This window comes from Cellulomonas sp. WB94 (assembly GCF_003115775.1).
GTDB lineage: Bacteria > Actinomycetota > Actinomycetes > Actinomycetales > Cellulomonadaceae > Cellulomonas_A.
In genome coordinates, this window is record NZ_QEES01000002.1 from 2,288,703 (window position 1) to 2,306,352 (window position 17,650).

Genomic DNA, 17,650 nt, shown 5'->3' on the forward strand with positions numbered 1-17,650 from the left:
CGTAGAATTCGCGCCGTGGCACTCACCATCGGCATCGTCGGCCTGCCCAACGTCGGCAAGTCCACCCTCTTCAACGCCCTGACCCGGGCGCAGGTTCTCGCGGCGAACTACCCGTTCGCGACGATCGAGCCCAACGTGGGTGTGGTGCCGCTCCCGGACCCACGCCTAGAGGTCCTTGCGGGCATCTTCGGCAGCGAGCGCATCCTGCCGGCGACGGTGTCGTTCGTCGACATCGCGGGCATCGTCAAGGGCGCCAGCGAGGGGGAGGGGCTCGGCAACAAGTTCCTCGCGCACATCCGTGAGGCTGAGGCGATCTGCCAGGTCACGCGCGTCTTCCAGGACCCGGACGTCGTCCACGTGGACGGCCGCGTCTCGCCGAAGGACGACATCGAGACCGTCAACACCGAGCTGATCCTCGCAGACCTCCAGACGCTCGAGAAGGCCGTGCCTCGGCTCGAGAAGGACGTGCGCGCCAAGAAGGCCGACGCCGCACTGCTCGAGGCCGCCCAGCAGGCGCAGGCGCTCCTCGAGACCGGCCAGACCCTCGCCCAGGGTGCGGTCAAGGCGGGCATCGACCCGGAGCAGCTCGCTCGCCTCCAGCTCATGACGGCGAAGCCGTTCATCTACGTGTTCAACACCGACGACGCCGGTCTCGCCGACACCGCGTTGCAGGACGAGCTGCGTGCGTTCGTGGCCCCGGCCGACGCGATCTTCCTCGACGCCCAGTTCGAGTCCGAGCTCGTCGAGCTCGAGCCCGACGAGGCCAAGGAGATGCTCGCCGACAACGGCCAGGCCGAGCCCGGTCTCGACCAGCTCGCGCGCGTCGGCTTCCACACCCTCGGCCTCCAGACCTACCTGACCGCCGGGCCCAAGGAGACGCGCGCCTGGACGATCCACCAGGGCTGGACCGCCCCGCAGGCCGCGGGCGTCATCCACACCGACTTCCAGCGCGGCTTCATCAAGGCCGAGGTCATCGGCTTCGACGACCTGGTCGCGGCCGGCTCGATCGTCGCGGCGCGTGCGGCCGGCAAGGCGCGCATCGAGGGCAAGGACTACGTGATGCACGACGGCGACGTCGTGGAGTTCCGCTTCAACGTGTAGCCGAGCTCCGGCCTGCCGTCGCGGGCATCATCGAGGCGGCGGGCTGCGTCCTACCGTCGGAATGTCAGGTGGACGGTGCCGCTCTCGGCGGTCTCAGCGGTGACGTCGTAGTCGGACTCCAGCCCGCGCAGGTCGTCCCAGAGGCGGATGCCGCGACCGAGGATCATCGGTGCGATCGCGACGTGGAGCTCGTCGACGAGCCCTGCCCGCAGGAAGTCGCGCGCAACGGTGGCTCCGCCCCCGACACGGACGTCCTTGCCCGCGGCCGCTTCCAGCGCGCGGTCGAGCGCCACCTGTGGTGTGGCAGCGAGGAAATGAAAGGTCGTGCCGCCGGCCATCACGATCGATGGCCGTGGGGCGCTGTGTGTGAGAACGAACACCGGGACCCGGAACGGGGGTTCGTCGCCCCACCACCCTCGCCAGTCGGGGTCGTCAGGGAAGGTGTGCAGGCCGAACATCCCCGCACCCATGATCTCGGCGCCGATCTCAGCGAAGTATGACCTCGCATACTCGTCGTCCACGCCTGTCGTGCCCTCGCCCGAGGTGTCGTGCAAGACGCGTTCACGGAAGGTCCTGGTCGCGACGTAGGCGCCGACAAGGCGCGGCCAGTCCTCGCCGAACGGGGTCTCGGGAGTCTGATCCGTCGTGGTCGCGAAACCGTCGAGCGAGATGTTGAGGTCGACACGTACTGCCATCAGTGCCCCCGTCACGAGTGCTTGTGGAACGCGTTCACCCTACTGAAGGGTCCGGACCTGAGATTCGGCTGCGGGCGCGAGCCCGGTCTGCCGCCTCGAGCACCCGGCGGAGGCCGGTGAAGTCGCGCCGCAGGATCCGCGCCAGCACGAACGTCGGCAGGAGCGCCACCAGCCGGAGCCCGGCCGCGACGTCACCGCCGTAGTCGGCATGGACGAGCGTGCCCCCGGCGTCGGGCGTGCAGACGTACTCGACGCGGGAGTTCCACGGCGACGTCGAGTGCCACACGACCCGCCGGTCGGGCTCGACGACCTCGAGCACGTCGGTGAACCGGATCCGGAACGGCCCGATGCGGTCGACGGCGGCCCGCCGGTTCCCCACCTGCAGCGGACCGCTGTCCAACGGGCGGCGGGTGTCGACCGCGGGCGCGAACTCGGGCCATCGACCCGGATCGGCGAAGTACGGGTAGACGCGCGACGGCGGGTGATCGAGGCGGACCTCGAGCGTCACGCGTCGCCACATGAGTTCCTCCGCGTCGGGGGTCGCTGCGTCACACCATCGTGGGCACGGGACGGTCGGGGTAGAGCTCCCGCATCGCGCTGTCGTACCTCCGCTTCATGAGCAGGAGGTAGAGGAGCCGGATCGGGGCGGGCACGTTGACGCGGACCCAGTTCTCTCGCTCGGCCTCGGGAACGCTCGCGATCAGCAGCCCGAGCTGCAGCGACAGGACGTCCTTCCCGAGCTCCTTGCGGTGCGCCATGAGGGTGGCGCGCGTGTGCTCCTCCATGAAGTCCCACTCCTGCTGCGACATCACGTCCCCCGCGACGGGGAGGATGTCGTCCTCCTCCTGCCCGAGATGCGCCGACAGCAGGTCGCGGAGCTCCTCGATGTCGGTGGCGAAGGCGTCGCGAAGCCGGGGATCGGCGGAGGCCACCCAGGGCTCCAGCTGGGGCTCGATCCGCGAGAGCCGCACCGCGACCTCGGCGTGCTGCGCTCGCATCTGACCGACGTGCAGGGTGCAGGCGGGTTCGCGCGCGACCAGCCTGTCCCAGAGCACCATGTCCTCGGTCTCGTGGTGCATGTGCAGGGCGAAGAAGTCGAGGTGGGCGTAGCGGCCGACGACCGCCGAGCGCGCGGTGTCGCCGGGCTCGACCGCGCGCACCAGCTGGGGGAGCTCCCGATACAGCCAGCGGAAGATCCGATGGACGAGGATCATCCCCGAGGTGTCGCAGCCGGGGTGCTGTCCCGCGGGCACCGGCCCGGGGGAGGCAGTCTCTTGGCCATCGCGTCCTCCAGCCGATCATCAACATCGACATCGCGGCGTTAGGCGAACCTTACTCCCACCCGCCGCGCGCCACATCCCCCGCGCCGGAGTCCGGCACCGCCGGCACCGGCCCCGAGCGCGTCTGCGAGGCCGGCGGGGCTTCGTCGGAAGGATCGACCTCGCCTGCCGTTGAGCACCGCCGAACGGAGGTCGAGCAGCCGACGCTGCTCGACCTGCTCAGGCGGGTGGTCGCGAACGTGGCGCGGTCCACCGACGAGCGCCGGCACGAGTCGGGCCGAAGCGGTCGATTCGTTGTCCAGCCAAACGTCACCGCCGGGTGGTGGCGTCGCCCGCGCGCGACGACGCTGCGGACGACCCAGGCGAACAGCGCGGGCTCCTGGGCCATCACGAGGCGTTCCGCTTCGACGGGGGAGCTCGGACGAAGATGACACCCCAAGTCGCTCTCGCCTAGCATCGACGCGACTCGCTGGAGCCGCACGCGTGACCAGGGTTCCGCGCGGCACCCATGGCTGCGCTCGGCCGAGGCACACATGTGGGGGGCGCAGACCCCAGAGAGCGGCACAGTGATCAGCATCGGCATCGTCGAGGACGACCCCGCGAGCTCGGCGCTGCTCGTCGACTACCTTCGCCGGTACGAGTACGAGCACGACGAGAAGTTCGCGGTGACGCAGTTCGCCGACGGCGCCGACCTCGTGGCGGGCTACCGCGCCGACATGGACATCCTGCTGCTCGACGTCGAGATGCCGGGGCTGGACGGGTTCAGCGCCGCGCAGCGGATCCGCCAGGTCGACCCTGACGTGCTGCTGATCTTCATCACGAACATGACCCAGTACGCGATCCACGGCTACGAGGTCGACGCGCTGAGCTACGTGCTCAAGCCAGTGCCGTACTTCGCCTTCTCCCAGGAGATCAAGCGCTCGCTCGTCCGGCTGCGCCGTCGGACGGCCGACTACCTGCTGCTCACGGTGGACGGCGGGGTGGTCCGGGTCGCCACCGACGACATCGTGTTCCTGGAGAGCGTGAAGCACCGCACGGTCGTCCACACCGTGGACGGCAAGCACTCGGTGGTGGCCCCGCTGAAGGCGCTGGAGGCGGAGCTGGCGGGCCGGAGCTTCTTCCGCAGCAACAGCGGCTACGTGGTGAACCTGCGGCACGTGCTCGGCGTCCACGGCAGCAGCGCGCTCATGGTCGGCGGGCACGACCTGCTGATCAGCAGGCCGCGCAAGAAGGCGTTCCTGGCGGCCCTGACCGACTACCTCGGGGCGCGGGCGACATGAGCATCGAGACGCTCCCCGGCATCATCGAGACGCTCCCCGACATCCCTCGGGCGTTGACGGGACTCGCCGAGTGGCTGGCGTGCCTGGTCTACATCCTGCTGCGCCGCCGCCGGCTGCCGCGCGGGCGGTTCGTGGTGCTCGCGGTCGCTGCGCTCGGTGTGCAGATGGGGATGCAGGAGCTCGCGGCCGTCCTCCCGCTGCGGCTGTGGACCGTCGGGATGGCCCTCGCGGTGGCGACGATGTTCGGGTTCATCGTCCGGGCCACGACCGGGTCGGCGCGGGACGCGGGGTACTTCGCGGCGCGGGCGCTGGTGCTCGCGGAGCTCGTGGCGGCGCTGCACTGGCAGATGCACTGCTTCTTCTTCCTGGCCGAAGGCCGCCCCGGCCTGCCGTGGCAGGTCGCGTTCTTCGTGCTGGTGTACGCGGTGGCGTACGTGGGGGCGTACCACATCGAGTCCCGGCACTTCCGACCCGCGCATGCGCTCGACGTGACGGTGGGGGAGCTCGCCTCGGCGGTCGCGATCGCGCTGGTGACGTTCTTCATGAGCAACATCAGCTTCCTCAACGCGAACACACCCTTCAGCGGGCGGCTGGGCCTGGAGATCTTCTACATCCGCACGTTGGTCGACCTGTGCGGGTTCGTCGCGCTGTACGCGCACCAGGAGCAGAGGTTGCAGCACCGCTCCCGGGCGGAGGTGCGGGCGATCGACGAGATGCTGCGCCTCCAGCACGAGCAGTACCTGCAGTCCAAGCGCAGCATCGGGATCGTGCACCGCAAGTACCACGACCTCAAGCACCAGATCGGCGTGATCCGCGCCGAGGGCGATCCCGGTCGGCGGGCCTCGTACCTGGACGACCTCGAGAAGAGCGTCTCCGTCTACGGGGCGCAGGCAGACACCGGCAACGGTGTGCTGGACGTGATCTTCACGACCAAGAGCCTCGAGTGCGCCGAGCGCGGCATCGACCTGACGTACGTCGTGGACGGCGGGCTGCTGGACTTCATGTCGGCGATGGACGTGGCCGCGGTGTTCGGCAACGCGCTGGACAACGCGATCGACGGGGCCCTCGCGGTGCCGGAGCCCGAGCAGCGGCTCATCAAGGTCGCGGTGTACGCACGGGACCGCTTCGCGCTGCTGACGTTCGAGAACTACTTCACCGGGGAGCTGCACACCGAGGACGGCGACATCGTGACCCGCCGCGCGGACCGGAGCCGGCACGGGTACGGGCTGAAGTCGATCAGGTACACCGCGGAGAAGTACGGCGGGTCGATGACGGTGAACGTCGAGGACCGGTGGTTCGTGCTGCGCATCCTGGTGCCGATACCGCTGGACCGGTCGGCGGGTCCCCGTCTCCCGTCCCAACGGGCGGGTCTCACCGGGCCCGGGCCCGCCAGTCCGGGGCACGACGGGCCGGACGCGCACACGGTCACCGGATCAGTGCTGTAGCGCCCCGGAGTCCCACATCGACAGCGCCGACGCGATCGCCATGTGCATGTCGAGGTACTGGTAGGACCCGAGTCGTCCGCCGAAGTGCACGTCCGGCTCGTCGGCGGCCAGGTCGCGGTAGGCGCGCAGGCGCTCGCGGTCCTGCGCGGTGGCGACCGGGTAGTACGGGTCGTCGCCCGGTCCCGCGAACCGGGACGTCTCCCGCATGATCACGGTGCGGTCCCGCGCGTGCCGGTCTGCGCGCTCGGGGTGGAAGTGCCGGAACTCGTGGATGCGGGTGTACGGCACATCGAGGTCGGCGTAGTTCATCACGCTGGTCCCCTGGAAGTCCTCGACCGGCATCGTCTCGGTCTCGAGGTCGAGGGTCCGCCACGTGAGCGGCCCGGCGCTGTGGTCGAAGTACCGGTCGACGGGCCCGGTGTACACGACGGGCACCTGCCCGCGGACCCGTCCCTTGCCCCACGCGTGGTCGTCGTCGAAGAAGTCGGTGCCGAGCCGCACGTCGATGCGCGGGTGGGAGGCCATCGCCTCGAACCAGGACGCGTACCCGCGGGCCGGCAGGCCCTCGTGGGTGTCGACGAAGTAGCGGTTGTCGTACGTGTACCGGACGGGCAGCCGCGTGATGATCGACGCCGGCAGCTCGCGCGGGTCGGTCTGCCACTGCTTGGTCGTGTAGTCGCGGATGAAGGCCTCGTACAGCGGTCGGCCGATGAGCGAGATCGCCTTGTCCTCGAGGTGCGTCGCGACACCGGGGTCGACCTCGGCGGCCTGCTCGGCGATGAGCCGCCGCGCCTCGGCGGGTCCCATGGCGGCCTGGAAGAACTGGTTGATCGTGCCGAGGTTGATCGGCAGCGAGAAGACCTGACCGGCGTGCGTCGAGTACACGCGGTGCCGGTAGTCGGTGAAGGCGGTGAACCGGCTGACGTACTCCCAGACCCGCTCGTTCGAGGTGTGGAAGATGTGCGAGCCGTAGCGGTGCACCTCGATGCCGGTCGCCTCGTCCACGCTGCTGAACGCGTTGCCGCCGATGTGGTCCCGCCGGTCGATCACGGTCACGCGCAGTCCGGCGGCGGCGGCGCGCTCGGCGATCGTGAGGCCGAACAGGCCGGCTCCGACGACGAGCAGATCCATGGGGCGGCCTTCCGGTCCTGAGGGGCCGCGGCGGGCGTTCCGGGCGCGACGAGTCTAGGCCGCGGCCCCCACGAGGCCCGATTCTCGTGACCTCTCCGTGACCTGATGGCCCCCGCGCAACAGTTCGTGCACCCAAAACGACGGTCCGTGCACCCGGCGCCGGAGGCCCTGTCGGCCGTTGTTACGTTCACCGCACGGCCCCAGGACCACGACGTCCAGGACCGTGATCGGTTCGACAGTGTGAGCTGTTTCGCGCACCTACCGCTGGATCGCCCGACGACGGCGCGACACCGCGGGCGCGGGCATGGCCCTAGACGACAAGGGAAGGTCAATGAAGACGACAACGACGGCTCGACGGCTCGATGGCAAGGCGGCGTGCGCCAAGGGAATGGCTGCGGTCGCCGGGATCGCCCTGTTTGCCCTGACGGGCTGCACGGCCGACGCGCCGAGCGACACCGCCAGCACGACCAGTGAGGCCGGCACGTTCACGACGCGGGAGGTCACGGACGGCACGACGAAGTTCGTCGTCGTCGACAACCCCGGCACCGGGACGACGCTCTCGTACGGCGCCGACAGCGGCATCAAGCTGCTGGAGGAGAAGGTCGACGGCTCGACGTACGCGTTCAAGGACATGAACGCCAACGGCAAGCTGGACACGTGGGAGGACTGGCGCCTCGACGCGAAGGCGCGCGCCGCCGACCTCGCGTCCCAGCTGACCCCCGAGCAGATCTCCGGGCTGATGCTCTTCAGCTCGCACGAGCGCACACCTGCCGACGGTCTCACCGAGGCGCAGCAGACCTACCTGTCCAAGGACAAGCTCCGCAACGTGCTCAACGCCGGCGGGTCCGACGTGACCGAGAACGTCACCTGGGTCAACGCGGTGCAGGCGTACACCGAGTCGATCGCCACGGCCACCGAGCCCTACATCCCGGCGAACTTCAGCTCGGACCCCCGCTCCGAGGCGCAGTCGGGCTCGGCCTACATCGAGACCGGCGCAGGCGTGTCGCTCTGGCCGTCGGTGCTGGGTCTCGCCGCGACCTTCGACGCGAAGACCGTCGAGGACTTCGGTCGCGTCGTCTCCGACGAGTACCGCGCGCTGGGCATCTCCAACGCCCTGAGCCCGCAGATCGACCTTGCGACCGAGCCGCGCTGGCTGCGCGTCGCCGGCACGCTCGGGGAGGACCCGGAGCTGGCTGCCGAGCTGGCCGCCGCGTACGTCAAGGGCTTCCAGGGCACCTACGCCGAGGACGGCACCTACCTGGGCTGGGGCGAGAACAGCGTTCCCACGACCATCAAGCACGCGCCGGGCGACGGTGCGGGCGAGGGCGGTCGCGAGTCCCACACCACCGTGGGCAAGTACGCGCTCTCGGGTGAGGGTCTCGACGACGCCCTGTCCGTGTTCGCCGCGGCGAAGGACTCGCTCGCGATGATGACGTCGTACTCGATCGGGCTGGACGAGGACGGCAGCCCCGTCGCCGGTGACAAGGTCATCGGCACCGCGTACAACACCGAGCTCATGCGCATGATCCGTGAGGACGCGGGCTTCGACGGCGCGATCGTCACCGACTGGGCGGTCATGACCGGTATCACCGACGAGGGCGCCTTCCTCGGGACAGCATGGGGCGCCGAGTCCATGACCCCCGAGGACCGCTACCTCACGGTCCTGAAGAACGGCATCGACATGTTCGGTGGCGTCAACAGCGCCGAGTACATCCTCAAGGCCTACGACCTGTGGCAGGCGGAGTTCACGGCCGGCACGGTCGACATCGACGCTGACGCGCGGTGGGCCGAGTCGGGCACCCGCATCCTCACGATGTACTTCGCGCCCGGCCTGTTCGACGCTCCGTACGTCGAGCTCGACAAGTCCCTGGCGACGGTCGGCTCGGCCGCGAACGTCAAGGCGGGCTTCGACGCCCAGCTCAACTCGGTCGTCATGGTGAAGAACGACGGCACGATCGCCAAGGCAGCCGAGGGTGACTGGTCGGACAAGACCGTGTACATCCCGCACACCTACGACGTGGGCATGGGCGGACTCTTCGGTCCGGCGGTCTACAGCGAAGGTGCGTCGCTGAGCATCGATGCGGCCAAGACGATCTTCGGCACCGTCGTCACCGACACCGTCGTGCTCGACGCCGAGGGCAAGGTCGTCTCGGAGACGGCTCCGGACCTGTCCGACGTCGACCTGGTGCTCGTCGGGCTTCGCTCGCCGAACAACGGCAACCCGTTCTCCGCATCCGGTCTGGATGCGACGACCGGGGCGTGGTACCCGCTCTCCCTGCAGTGGGCGCCGTACACCGCTGACGGAGCGAACGTGCGCACGACCTCGATCGGTGGCGACATCCTCGCGGACGGCACGAAGGAGAACCGCTCCTACTTCGGCAACACCTCGAAGATCTCGAACGAGGCGGACATCCACGCCTTCGAGCGTGCGGTCGCCGCAGTCGAGGCGTCCGGCAAGGACATCCCGCTGGTCACCGTCGTCAAGGCGAACAACCCGGTCGTCCCGACCGAGTTCGAGGCCGCGTCCGACGCCGTGCTGGTCGGCTTCGGCGTCAGCGACCTCGCGACGCTCACGGTCGCGGCGGGTCTGCACGAGCCCCAGGGGCGCCTGCCCCTCGGCTTCCCGCTCGACATGGACGCCGTCGAGGCGCAGTCCGAGGGGGTCGGCGAGGACATGACGACCTACGTCGACGCCGCCGGCAGCGACTGGAAGTTCGGCTTCGGACTGAACTACGCAGGGCCGATCGCGAAGTAGTCGACGCGATCATCTCGGGGGTGGCCGGCGGCGCACGCCGCCGGCCACCCCGCACCGAGCGGGCCGGCCGGCCCGGCCACGACGCGTGACACCCTCGGTGCGCACGACCGGCCGCGGGGTTGGCCCGCAGCCAGACATCACAAGGAGCAGACGTGAAGAGCAACAAGGTGCTGAGCACCGGTCTCGGCCTGCTGGTCGCCGTCACCGGCGTCCTCGGGCTCGCGGCATGCGGCAGCGACAGCGACGACAGCAGCAGCTCGGGGAGCACCTCGGCGAGCAGCCAGGCCGCCGTCGACGTGACCGACGACCTCCAGAACGCGCGCAAGGCCGTCGCCGACGCACTGGCTGAGGACGACAGCTGGGCCCAGATCATGCTGGCCAGCGATGTCGAGGCGCCGACGGTCAAGTACGGGCTGCTCGTCGTGCCCTACACCGCCTCGGACGCGGCGAAGCGCGTGCAGGGAACCGTCACGATCACGGACGGCACGTACAAGATCGAGGCCGAGTCGGCCGCCACCGGCAAGACGTGGCAGATCGACCAGGACGGCAGCATCACAGAGAAGACCAAGTAGCCGTCCGACACCCCGTCCGTCGGGCTCAGCCGAGGGCCGAGGTCCCCGCCCCGCTGGGCGGGGACTCGCCCCCTCAGGGCGAACGACGACGGCCCGCCGCAGATCTGACTGATCGTGCGGCCGCAATGAACGGCTCCGACCGCCGCGTTCAGCCCGGTCGGCGGCCCGCACTCAAGGAGGACTGCAGTGAACGCCAAGGCGAGCAAGACCGCCGGTCGGACGAAGACGCCGATGTCGAACAAGAAGTACCTGTGGATCTGGGTCCCGGTGCTCGCCACGGTGACCGTGGTGACCGTGGTCGCCAACGTGGCGCTCAACGTCGCCGGCGGATGGGTCGCCTCCCAGCTGGGATCCGGCACGTACACGTTCACGAACGCGGCCGAGTCCGCCGACTGGGACACCCAGTACTACACGTCCGACTTCGCCAGCATCGACGAGGTCGACGCGGCGGCCAAGACCCTCGTCGAGGAGATCTCGGGTGCCGGCGTCGTCCTGGCGAAGAACGAGTCCGGCGCGCTGCCCCTCGCCGCGGGCTCGAAGGTCACGATGCTGGGCCGCGCGGCCGCTGACCCCGTGTTCGGTGGTTCCGGCTCCGGCTCGGTCGACACCAAGTCCGCGGTCACCGCTCGCGGTGGTCTCGAGAACGCCGGGTTCCAGGTCAACGACCAGGTCTTCGCCACGATCGAGGCGTTCGCCGACGAGAACCGTCGCGGCCACATCGAGATGGACAACCCGGGGGCGTCCTCCTACAACATCGGCGAGCTGCCGGTCAGCCAGTACGAGGCGCAGTCGGCGTCGTTCGCCCAGTTCCCCGACGCGGCCGTCATCTACATCGGCCGCCCCGGCGGCGAGGGTGGCGACCTCACGCAGGACATGACCAACTGGGACGACAACGCCGTCGAGGGTCAGCACCAGCTCGAGCTGAACAAGGACGAGAAGGACCTCGTGGCCCTGGCGAAGGCGAACTTCGACACCGTGGTCGTCGTGGTCAACGCGTCGACGACGATCGAGATGGGCGCGCTCCAGGACGACCCCGAGGTCGACGCGATCCTGCTGGCCGGCTCGCCGGGTGCGACCGGCCTCAACGCGCTCGGCCGCATCATCGCCGGCGACGTGAACCCGTCCGGCCGCACCGCCGACACCTGGGCTGCGGACTTCACCGCCGACCCCACGTTCGTGAACTTCGGCGGGTTCCTCTACGACAACATCGAGGCGTCCTACCCGGTCTCGACCGTCGAGAAGTCGACCTCCAACGCGACGGTCACCTCCGACGCCCCGTTCGTGAACTACGCGGAGGGCATCTACTTCGGCTACCGCTACTACGAGACCGCGGCCGCCGAGGGGTTCATCGACTACGAGGACTCGGTCGTCTACCCGTTCGGGTACGGGCTGAGCTACACGGACTTCTCCTGGAAGGTCGTCGGCACGGAGGCCGGTGAGGTCGACGGGACCATCTCCACGACCGTCGAGGTCACCAACACCGGCGCCGCCGCGGGCAAGGACGTCGTCGAGCTGTACTACACCGCGCCCTACACCGACGGCGGCATCGAGAAGTCGGAGGTCGTCCTGGGCGGCTTCGCCAAGACCGGACTCCTCGAGCCCGGCGCGAGCGAGACCGTCACGATCGACCTCGCCGTCGAGGACATGGCGTCCTACGACTACCTGGACAACAAGGCGTACGTCCTCGAGGCCGGCGACTACACCATCAGCCTGCGCACCGACTCGCACACCGTCGCGCCGGGGCTGGAGCCCCTCACCTACACCGTCGACTCGGACGTCGTGTACTCCGGTGACAAGCACCGGTCGACGGACCTCAGCGAGGTCACGAACCAGTTCGACGACGTCTCGGCGCAGTTCAGTGCCACCGCGGAGGAGGGCAAGATCCGCTCGATGTCGCGCGCGGACTTCGCCGGCACGTTCCCGACGGCGCCGACCCCGGACCTCTACGTCGCGAGCGACGCCGTCATGGCCGGGTTCGCCGCGTGGGACGCCGAGGCAGCAGCCGCCGCGTTCGGCGGTGAGATGCCGACGACGGAGGCGGGATCCGACGCGACGCTCGTCGACCTGCGCGGCCTGGCCAAGGACGACCCGCAGTGGGACAAGCTGCTCGACTCCCTCTCGGTCGGCGAGATGACCGACATGCTGCTCAACGGCGCTTACCAGACTCCGGCCATCGAGTCGATCGCCAAGCCGCAGACGCTCGAGCCCGACGGTCCGGCGGGCTTCTCCTCCTTCATCAACTCGTCGATCAACGGGGTGGCCTACCCGTCGCAGGTCCTCATCGCGCAGACGTGGGATGTCGACCTCGGCGCGGCGATGGGGCAGATGCTCGGGAACGAGGCGCTGCAGAAGGGCATCAACGGCTGGTACGCACCGGCGACCAACCTCCACCGGTCTCCGTTCGCTGGTCGCAACTTCGAGTACTACTCGGAGGACCCGATCCTCTCCGGCGCGATGCTGACGTCGGTGGCCAACGGGGCCGCGGAGAAGGGCGTCTACACGACGCTCAAGCACTTCGCGCTCAACGAGCAGGAGACGAACCGTGTCAACAACGGCATCGCCACCTGGGCGACCGAGCAGACGATCCGCGAGGTCTACCTCAAGCCGTTCGAGATGGCCGTCAAGAACATCACGATGAACGTCAAGTACGTGTCCGACGAGTCCGGGACCATCTCGGAGACGACGGTCGGCGCGGGCGGCATCATGAGCTCCTTCAACCGGATCGGCGCCACCTGGACCGGTGGCTCGTCCGCGCTCATGACGACCGTGCTCCGGGGGGAGTGGGGCTTCGAGGGCTTCGCGATCTCCGACTTCAACCTCTACCCCTACATGAACCCGAACCAGGGCATCAGCGCGGGGACGGACCTCACGCTGACCTTCCAGCCGTCGAAGTCCTTCAGTGACAGCGAGTCGGCCAAGGCGGTCAGCGACATCCGGGACGCGACCCACAACATCCTGTTCACGGTCGCGAACTCCAACGCCATGAACGGGATCGCGCCGGGCGCCACGGTCGACTACACGCCGCCCACGTGGGTCTACATCCAGATCATCGCGTCGGTGCTGATCGGTCTGCTCGTGCTGGCCGGTGCGTTCCTGGTGACGCGTCGGGTCCTGCGGCACCGCAAGCCCGCTGCGGGGTCTGCCGCCTAGCCGCGTACGGGTGCCTGCTCGCCTCGGCACGGACCGCGCGTCGGATCCGTGTCGGGGCGATGACCCGGCACGCCCTCCCACAACCCACCCAGCCCCGGTCCGTGTCCATGTTGGCCGCCGCGCACGATCGTCGAGGACGTCATGATCGAGAACCTGTCACTGCTGGAGAAGGCCGCCCTGCTGACCGGCAAGTCGGTGTGGGAGACCCACGACCTGCCGCGCCACGGGCTGCGGTCGCTGTGGCTCGCGGACGGACCCCACGGGGTGCGCAAGCAGGTGGGCTCCGCCGACCACCTGGGGCTCAACGGCTCGGAGCCGGCGACGTGCTTCCCGACGGCCGCTGCCGTCGCGAACAGCTGGGACGTCGAGCTGGCCGAGACCGTCGGCATGGCCCTCGGTGCCGAGGCGGCCGCGCAGGGCGTGGACGTGCTGCTCGGGCCGGGCCTGAACGTCAAGCGTTCGCCGCTCGGCGGACGCGGCTTCGAGTACTTCTCCGAGGACCCGCTGCTGGCCGGGACGATGGCCGCCGGGTACGTGCGCGGCATCCAGTCGCACGGCGTGGCGGCGTGCCCCAAGCACTTCGCGGCCAACTCCCAGGAGCTGCGCCGCATGGTCTCGGACTCGGTCGTGGACGAGCGCACGCTGCGTGAGATCTACCTGACGGCGTTCGGCATCGTGGTCACCGAGGCCCACCCGCGCGCGATCATGTCGGCGTACAACCTGGTGAACGGGGTGTACGCGAACGAGAGCCGCTTCCTCCTCACCGACGTCCTGCGCGACGAGTGGGGCTTCGGCGGGGCGGTCGTGACCGACTGGGGCGGGTCGAACGACCTGGTCGAGGGCGTGCGCGCCGGATCGAACCTGGAGATGCCTGCCGCGGGACTGGGCTCCGCGCGGCAGATCGTCGCCGCGGTGCAGTCCGGACGCCTCGCTGAGGCCGACGTCGACGCCCGCGTGCAGGAGATGGTGCGGCTGGTCGTGGAGTCACGGGAGCCCGGGACGGCACCCGCGGTGGACGCCGTCGAGCACCATGCGCTGGCCCGCGAGGTCGCCGCGCGCTCGGCGGTGCTGCTCAAGAACTCCGGCGCGCTCCTGCCGCTGGCGCCAGGGACGCGGGTCGCCGTGATCGGGGACTTCGCCCGCACGCCGCGCTACCAGGGCGCCGGCTCGTCCGCGGTGAACCCGACCCGGCTGGACTCGGTGCTCGACATGGTGGGGGAGTCCGGCCTCACGATGACGACCTTCGTGCCGGGGTTCCGCCGCAACGGGACCCCGGATGCCGCGCTGCGCGCCGAGGCCGTCGAGGCCGCACGCAGGGCGGACGTGGTGCTGCTCTTCCTCGGGCTGGACGAGATCGCGGAGTCCGAGGGTCTGGACAGGTCGACGCTGTCGTTGGACGCGGCGCAGGTCGAGGTCCTCGAGGCCGTCGCCGCGGTGAACTCGCGCACGGTGGTGGTCCTGGCCGGCGGCGGTGTGATCGAGACGCCGTGGTTGGGCTCGGCGCAGGCGCTGGTGCACGGCTATCTGTCCGGTCAGGCCGGTGCCGGCGGGCTCCTGGACGTGCTGACCGGGGTCGTGAACCCCTCGGGCCGGCTGGCCGAGACGGTGCCGGTCGTGCTCGCGGACACCCCGACCGCCGGGAAGTTCCCGGCGACCGGGCGGACGGCGGAGTACCGCGAGGGCCTGTACGTCGGGTACCGGTACTACACGACCGCGCAGGTGCCGGTGGCGTTCCCGTTCGGGTTCGGGCTGTCGTACACGACGTTCGCGTACTCCGACCTGTCCGCGACGGCCGACGAGGCGACGGTCACCGTGACGAACACCGGGGCCGTGGCGGGTGCGGACGTCGTGCAGCTGTACGTGCACCGGGTCTCGCCCGGGGTCCACCGCCCGGTGCGCACGCTCGCCGGGTTCGCCCGGGTATCGCTGGCGCCGGGGAAGTCGGCCACCGTGGCGGTGCCGCTGGGTGAGGCGGCGTTCCGGCACTGGGACACCGCATCCGGGGCGTGGCAGGTCGAGCAGGGCGCGTGGCTGGTGCTGGCGGGCGCCCACGTCGACGACCTGCCCGTGTCGGTCAGCCTCGACGTGGTCGGCACCGTGCCCGCACGGGTCGACGACGTGCCGGAGCGATACCGCACCGGCGACGTGCACGACGTGCCGGACACCGACTTCGTCGCCCTCCTGGGCCGGCCGCTGCCCGTGTCCTCGTGGTCCGGTCCGCTCGGCGTGAACGACGCCCTGGACCGGATGGCCGACGCGCGGTCCCCGCTGGCCCGCGTGGCCTACCGCGTGCTGGCGTGGCGCCGCGACGTGGCCGAGCGCAAGGGCAAGCCCGACCTGAACATCATGTTCCTGCTGAACATGCCGCCGCGCGCCATCGGGAAGATGACGAACGGCATGGTGTCGGCCGAGATGGTCGACGGCGTCGTGAGCATCGTCAACGGACGGTTCCTCGCCGGCGCGGGCGCCACGATCCGTGCCTTCGTCCGCAACCGGCGCGCCAACCGCGCCACCGTCCGCGCCCTGCGCAGCGACGTCTGACCCCCGGAAGAGAGAGACTCGCATGTTCACCCGCCTCCGCGACGCCTGGAGTCGATTCGCCGAGAAGCGCCCCGGCGTCGCTCAGTTCACCGTGTTCTTCGTGCTGAGCAACGGCATCACCGTGCTCCAGCTGGCACTCATGCCACTGATCAAGTGGGGCTTCGGCAAGACCGCGCTGGTGGACACCACGTTCCAGCTCTGGCAGATCGGCTCGAACCGTGACGGGTCCGCCTACTGGGTGTTCGACTACGCCGCGGGCGCCCTGCCGGCCGGCGGCGGCGGGCTGGCATACTTCCTGGCCGTGCAGATCACCTTGCTGATCGCGCAGGTGATCAACTTCTTCGCCCAACGGAACATCACGTTCAAGTCGAACTCCTCGGTCGCGAAGGCCGCCACCTGGTACGCGATCGCCTACGTCCTCATCACCCTGGCCGCCGCGGCGGCGCAGGGTCTGTACAAGACGCCGATCTACGACCTGTTCATCGACACCTGGGGTCTGGGCGGCACCGGTGAGACGCTCGCGGACTTCGTCACGATGATCATCACCTCGGCCATCTCGTTCTGGGTGTTCTTCCCGATCTTCAAGGTCATCTTCACGTCCACCCCCGAGGAGTCGGTCGCCCCTGCGACCGCGGAGGTCCGCGCCTCGTGAACCCCGTGCTGTCGGTCGTCGTCCCTGCCTACAACGCCGAGGCGTACCTGGCGCGCGCCCTGGACTCGATCGTCGGGTTCGGTGACGACGTCGAGATCCTCGTGGTGGATGACGGTTCCACCGACGGCACGGCCGCCCTCGCCCAGGAGTACGTCGACCGGTCGCCCGAGCTCGTGCGGCTGCTGAGCAAGCCGAACGGCGGGCACGGGTCGGCGATCAACACCGGCCTGGACCACGCCCGCGGCGAGTACCTCAAGGTCGTGGACGCGGACGACTGGCTGGACGCCGACGCGTTCACCCAGGTGCTCGACGCGCTGCGCGGATTCGCGGCGGGCGGCCGCGAGGTCGACATGCTCGTGTCGAACTTCGTCTACGAGAAGGTCGGCAAGAAGAACAAGACCGTCGTCCGGTACACCGGGGCGCTGCCGCGGGACCGGGTGCTCACCTGGTCCCAGACCCGGCACTTCGCCAAGCGGCAGTACCTGATGATGCACGCCCTGACGTACCGGACCGACGTCCTGCGGCGGGCCGGCCTGCGGCTGCCGGAGCACACGTTCTACGTCGACAACCTCTACGCCCTGGTACCGCTGGCCCACGTGCACACGCTGTACTACCTGGACGTCGACCTCTACCGGTACTTCATCGGGCGGGCGGACCAGTCGGTGCAGGAGGCCGTCATGCTGCGGCGCCTGGACCAGCAGCTGCGCGTGAACTGGCTGATGCTCGAGCACGTATCGCGCAACAGGGTCGACGACCGACGCCTGCGCGGGTACCTGCTGCACTACCTGGAGATCACGTGCGCGGTGTCCTCCATCCTGCTGATCCGTGCGGGCACCCGGTCGTCGCTGGCCGAGAAGGACCGCCTCTGGTCCGAGCTGCGGCGCCAGGACCCCTGGCTCTACAGCAAGGTCCGCTGGACCGCGCTCGGCCAGGTCTCCAACCTGCCCGGCCCGGCGGGACGTCGGGTGTCCGTGCTGGCGTACCGGGTCGCGCAGCGCGCCATCGGCTTCAGCTGACGCCTCGCGCCTCGCGCGCGTCGTCCAGTGGT

The 17,650-nt window shown here is 69.7% G+C and carries 13 protein-coding genes; 9 read left to right on the plus strand and 4 right to left on the minus strand.

The window, feature by feature from the left end:
* Positions 1 to 15: 15 nt before the first annotated feature.
* The gene (ychF, locus tag DDP54_RS11775) at positions 16 to 1,101 is read left to right on the plus strand and encodes a redox-regulated ATPase YchF (protein ID WP_109131892.1); all 1,086 of its coding nucleotides are present in this window, start codon (positions 16 to 18) and stop codon (positions 1,099 to 1,101) included.
* Positions 1,102 to 1,151: 50 nt separating this feature from the next.
* Here the strand turns inward: ychF and DDP54_RS11780 are convergent, their stop codons facing one another.
* Genes DDP54_RS11780 through DDP54_RS11790 form a run of 3 tightly spaced genes read right to left on the minus strand, consistent with a single transcriptional unit; the run spans position 1,152 to position 3,010 of the window.
* On the minus strand, positions 1,152 to 1,799 hold the full coding sequence (locus tag DDP54_RS11780) for a dihydrofolate reductase family protein (RefSeq protein WP_197711442.1): 648 nt from the start codon (positions 1,797 to 1,799) through the stop codon (positions 1,152 to 1,154).
* Between the two features lie 31 nt (positions 1,800 to 1,830).
* The gene (locus DDP54_RS11785; RefSeq protein ID WP_109131894.1) at positions 1,831 to 2,316 is read right to left on the minus strand and encodes an SRPBCC family protein; all 486 of its coding nucleotides are present in this window, start codon (positions 2,314 to 2,316) and stop codon (positions 1,831 to 1,833) included.
* 28 nt (positions 2,317 to 2,344) lie between these two features.
* On the minus strand, positions 2,345 to 3,010 hold the full coding sequence (locus tag DDP54_RS11790) for a hemerythrin domain-containing protein (protein WP_146192423.1): 666 nt from the start codon (positions 3,008 to 3,010) through the stop codon (positions 2,345 to 2,347).
* Positions 3,011 to 3,642: 632 nt separating this feature from the next.
* On the opposite strand from DDP54_RS11790, the gene DDP54_RS11795 reads away from it, so the two are divergent.
* Both DDP54_RS11795 and DDP54_RS11800 read left to right on the plus strand, forming a co-directional pair.
* On the plus strand, positions 3,643 to 4,356 hold the full coding sequence (locus tag DDP54_RS11795) for a LytTR family DNA-binding domain-containing protein (RefSeq protein ID WP_197711382.1): 714 nt from the start codon (positions 3,643 to 3,645) through the stop codon (positions 4,354 to 4,356).
* Complete coding sequence (locus tag DDP54_RS11800; RefSeq protein ID WP_109131897.1) at positions 4,353 to 5,801, plus strand: ATP-binding protein; 1,449 nt, start codon at positions 4,353 to 4,355, stop codon at positions 5,799 to 5,801. The genes DDP54_RS11795 and DDP54_RS11800 overlap by 4 nt, the downstream gene beginning before the upstream one ends.
* Here the strand turns inward: DDP54_RS11800 and glf are convergent.
* Positions 5,790 to 6,932, minus strand: a complete 1,143-nt coding sequence (gene glf, locus DDP54_RS11805) for a UDP-galactopyranose mutase (RefSeq protein ID WP_109131898.1) — start codon at positions 6,930 to 6,932, stop codon at positions 5,790 to 5,792. The two genes, DDP54_RS11800 and glf, sit on opposite strands and share 12 nt — an antisense overlap.
* A gap of 331 nt (positions 6,933 to 7,263) precedes the next feature.
* Here glf and DDP54_RS11810 point away from each other — a divergent pair, with 331 nt between their 5' ends.
* The 6 genes from DDP54_RS11810 (at position 7,264) to DDP54_RS11835 (ending at position 17,618) form a co-directional block, all read left to right on the plus strand.
* The gene (locus DDP54_RS11810; protein ID WP_109131899.1) at positions 7,264 to 9,687 is read left to right on the plus strand and encodes a glycoside hydrolase family 3 N-terminal domain-containing protein; all 2,424 of its coding nucleotides are present in this window, start codon (positions 7,264 to 7,266) and stop codon (positions 9,685 to 9,687) included.
* Between the two features lie 152 nt (positions 9,688 to 9,839).
* Positions 9,840 to 10,259, plus strand: coding sequence for a hypothetical protein (locus DDP54_RS11815; protein ID WP_109131900.1), 420 nt, complete (start codon positions 9,840 to 9,842; stop codon positions 10,257 to 10,259).
* A gap of 186 nt (positions 10,260 to 10,445) precedes the next feature.
* Positions 10,446 to 13,409, plus strand: coding sequence for a glycoside hydrolase family 3 protein (locus DDP54_RS11820; RefSeq protein WP_242448373.1), 2,964 nt, complete (start codon positions 10,446 to 10,448; stop codon positions 13,407 to 13,409).
* A 141-nt stretch (positions 13,410 to 13,550) separates the two neighbouring features.
* A complete protein-coding gene (locus DDP54_RS11825) occupies positions 13,551 to 15,950 on the plus strand; it encodes a glycoside hydrolase family 3 C-terminal domain-containing protein (protein ID WP_109131901.1) in 2,400 nt (799 codons plus the stop codon).
* Between the two features lie 22 nt (positions 15,951 to 15,972).
* On the plus strand, positions 15,973 to 16,602 hold the full coding sequence (locus DDP54_RS11830) for a hypothetical protein (RefSeq protein ID WP_109131902.1): 630 nt from the start codon (positions 15,973 to 15,975) through the stop codon (positions 16,600 to 16,602).
* Positions 16,599 to 17,618 (plus strand): glycosyltransferase family 2 protein, encoded by a 1,020-nt coding sequence (locus DDP54_RS11835; RefSeq protein ID WP_197711383.1) that lies wholly within the window; start codon positions 16,599 to 16,601, stop codon positions 17,616 to 17,618. The genes DDP54_RS11830 and DDP54_RS11835 overlap by 4 nt, the downstream gene beginning before the upstream one ends.
* Positions 17,619 to 17,650 lie beyond the last annotated feature (32 nt).

Excerpts from the sequence above, each read along its gene's own strand:
- DDP54_RS11790 (WP_146192423.1), bottom strand. The coding sequence starts at position 3,010 with ATGATCCTCGTCCATCGGATCTTCCGCTGGCTGTATCGGGAGCTCCCC.
- DDP54_RS11830 (WP_109131902.1), top strand. The coding sequence starts at position 15,973 with ATGTTCACCCGCCTCCGCGACGCCTGGAGTCGATTCGCCGAGAAGCGC.
- DDP54_RS11785 (WP_109131894.1), bottom strand. The coding sequence starts at position 2,316 with ATGTGGCGACGCGTGACGCTCGAGGTCCGCCTCGATCACCCGCCGTCG.
- DDP54_RS11810 (WP_109131899.1), top strand. The coding sequence starts at position 7,264 with ATGAAGACGACAACGACGGCTCGACGGCTCGATGGCAAGGCGGCGTGC.
- DDP54_RS11825 (WP_109131901.1), top strand. The coding sequence starts at position 13,551 with ATGATCGAGAACCTGTCACTGCTGGAGAAGGCCGCCCTGCTGACCGGC.
- glf (WP_109131898.1), bottom strand. The coding sequence starts at position 6,932 with ATGGATCTGCTCGTCGTCGGAGCCGGCCTGTTCGGCCTCACGATCGCC.
- DDP54_RS11800 (WP_109131897.1), top strand. The coding sequence starts at position 4,353 with ATGAGCATCGAGACGCTCCCCGGCATCATCGAGACGCTCCCCGACATC.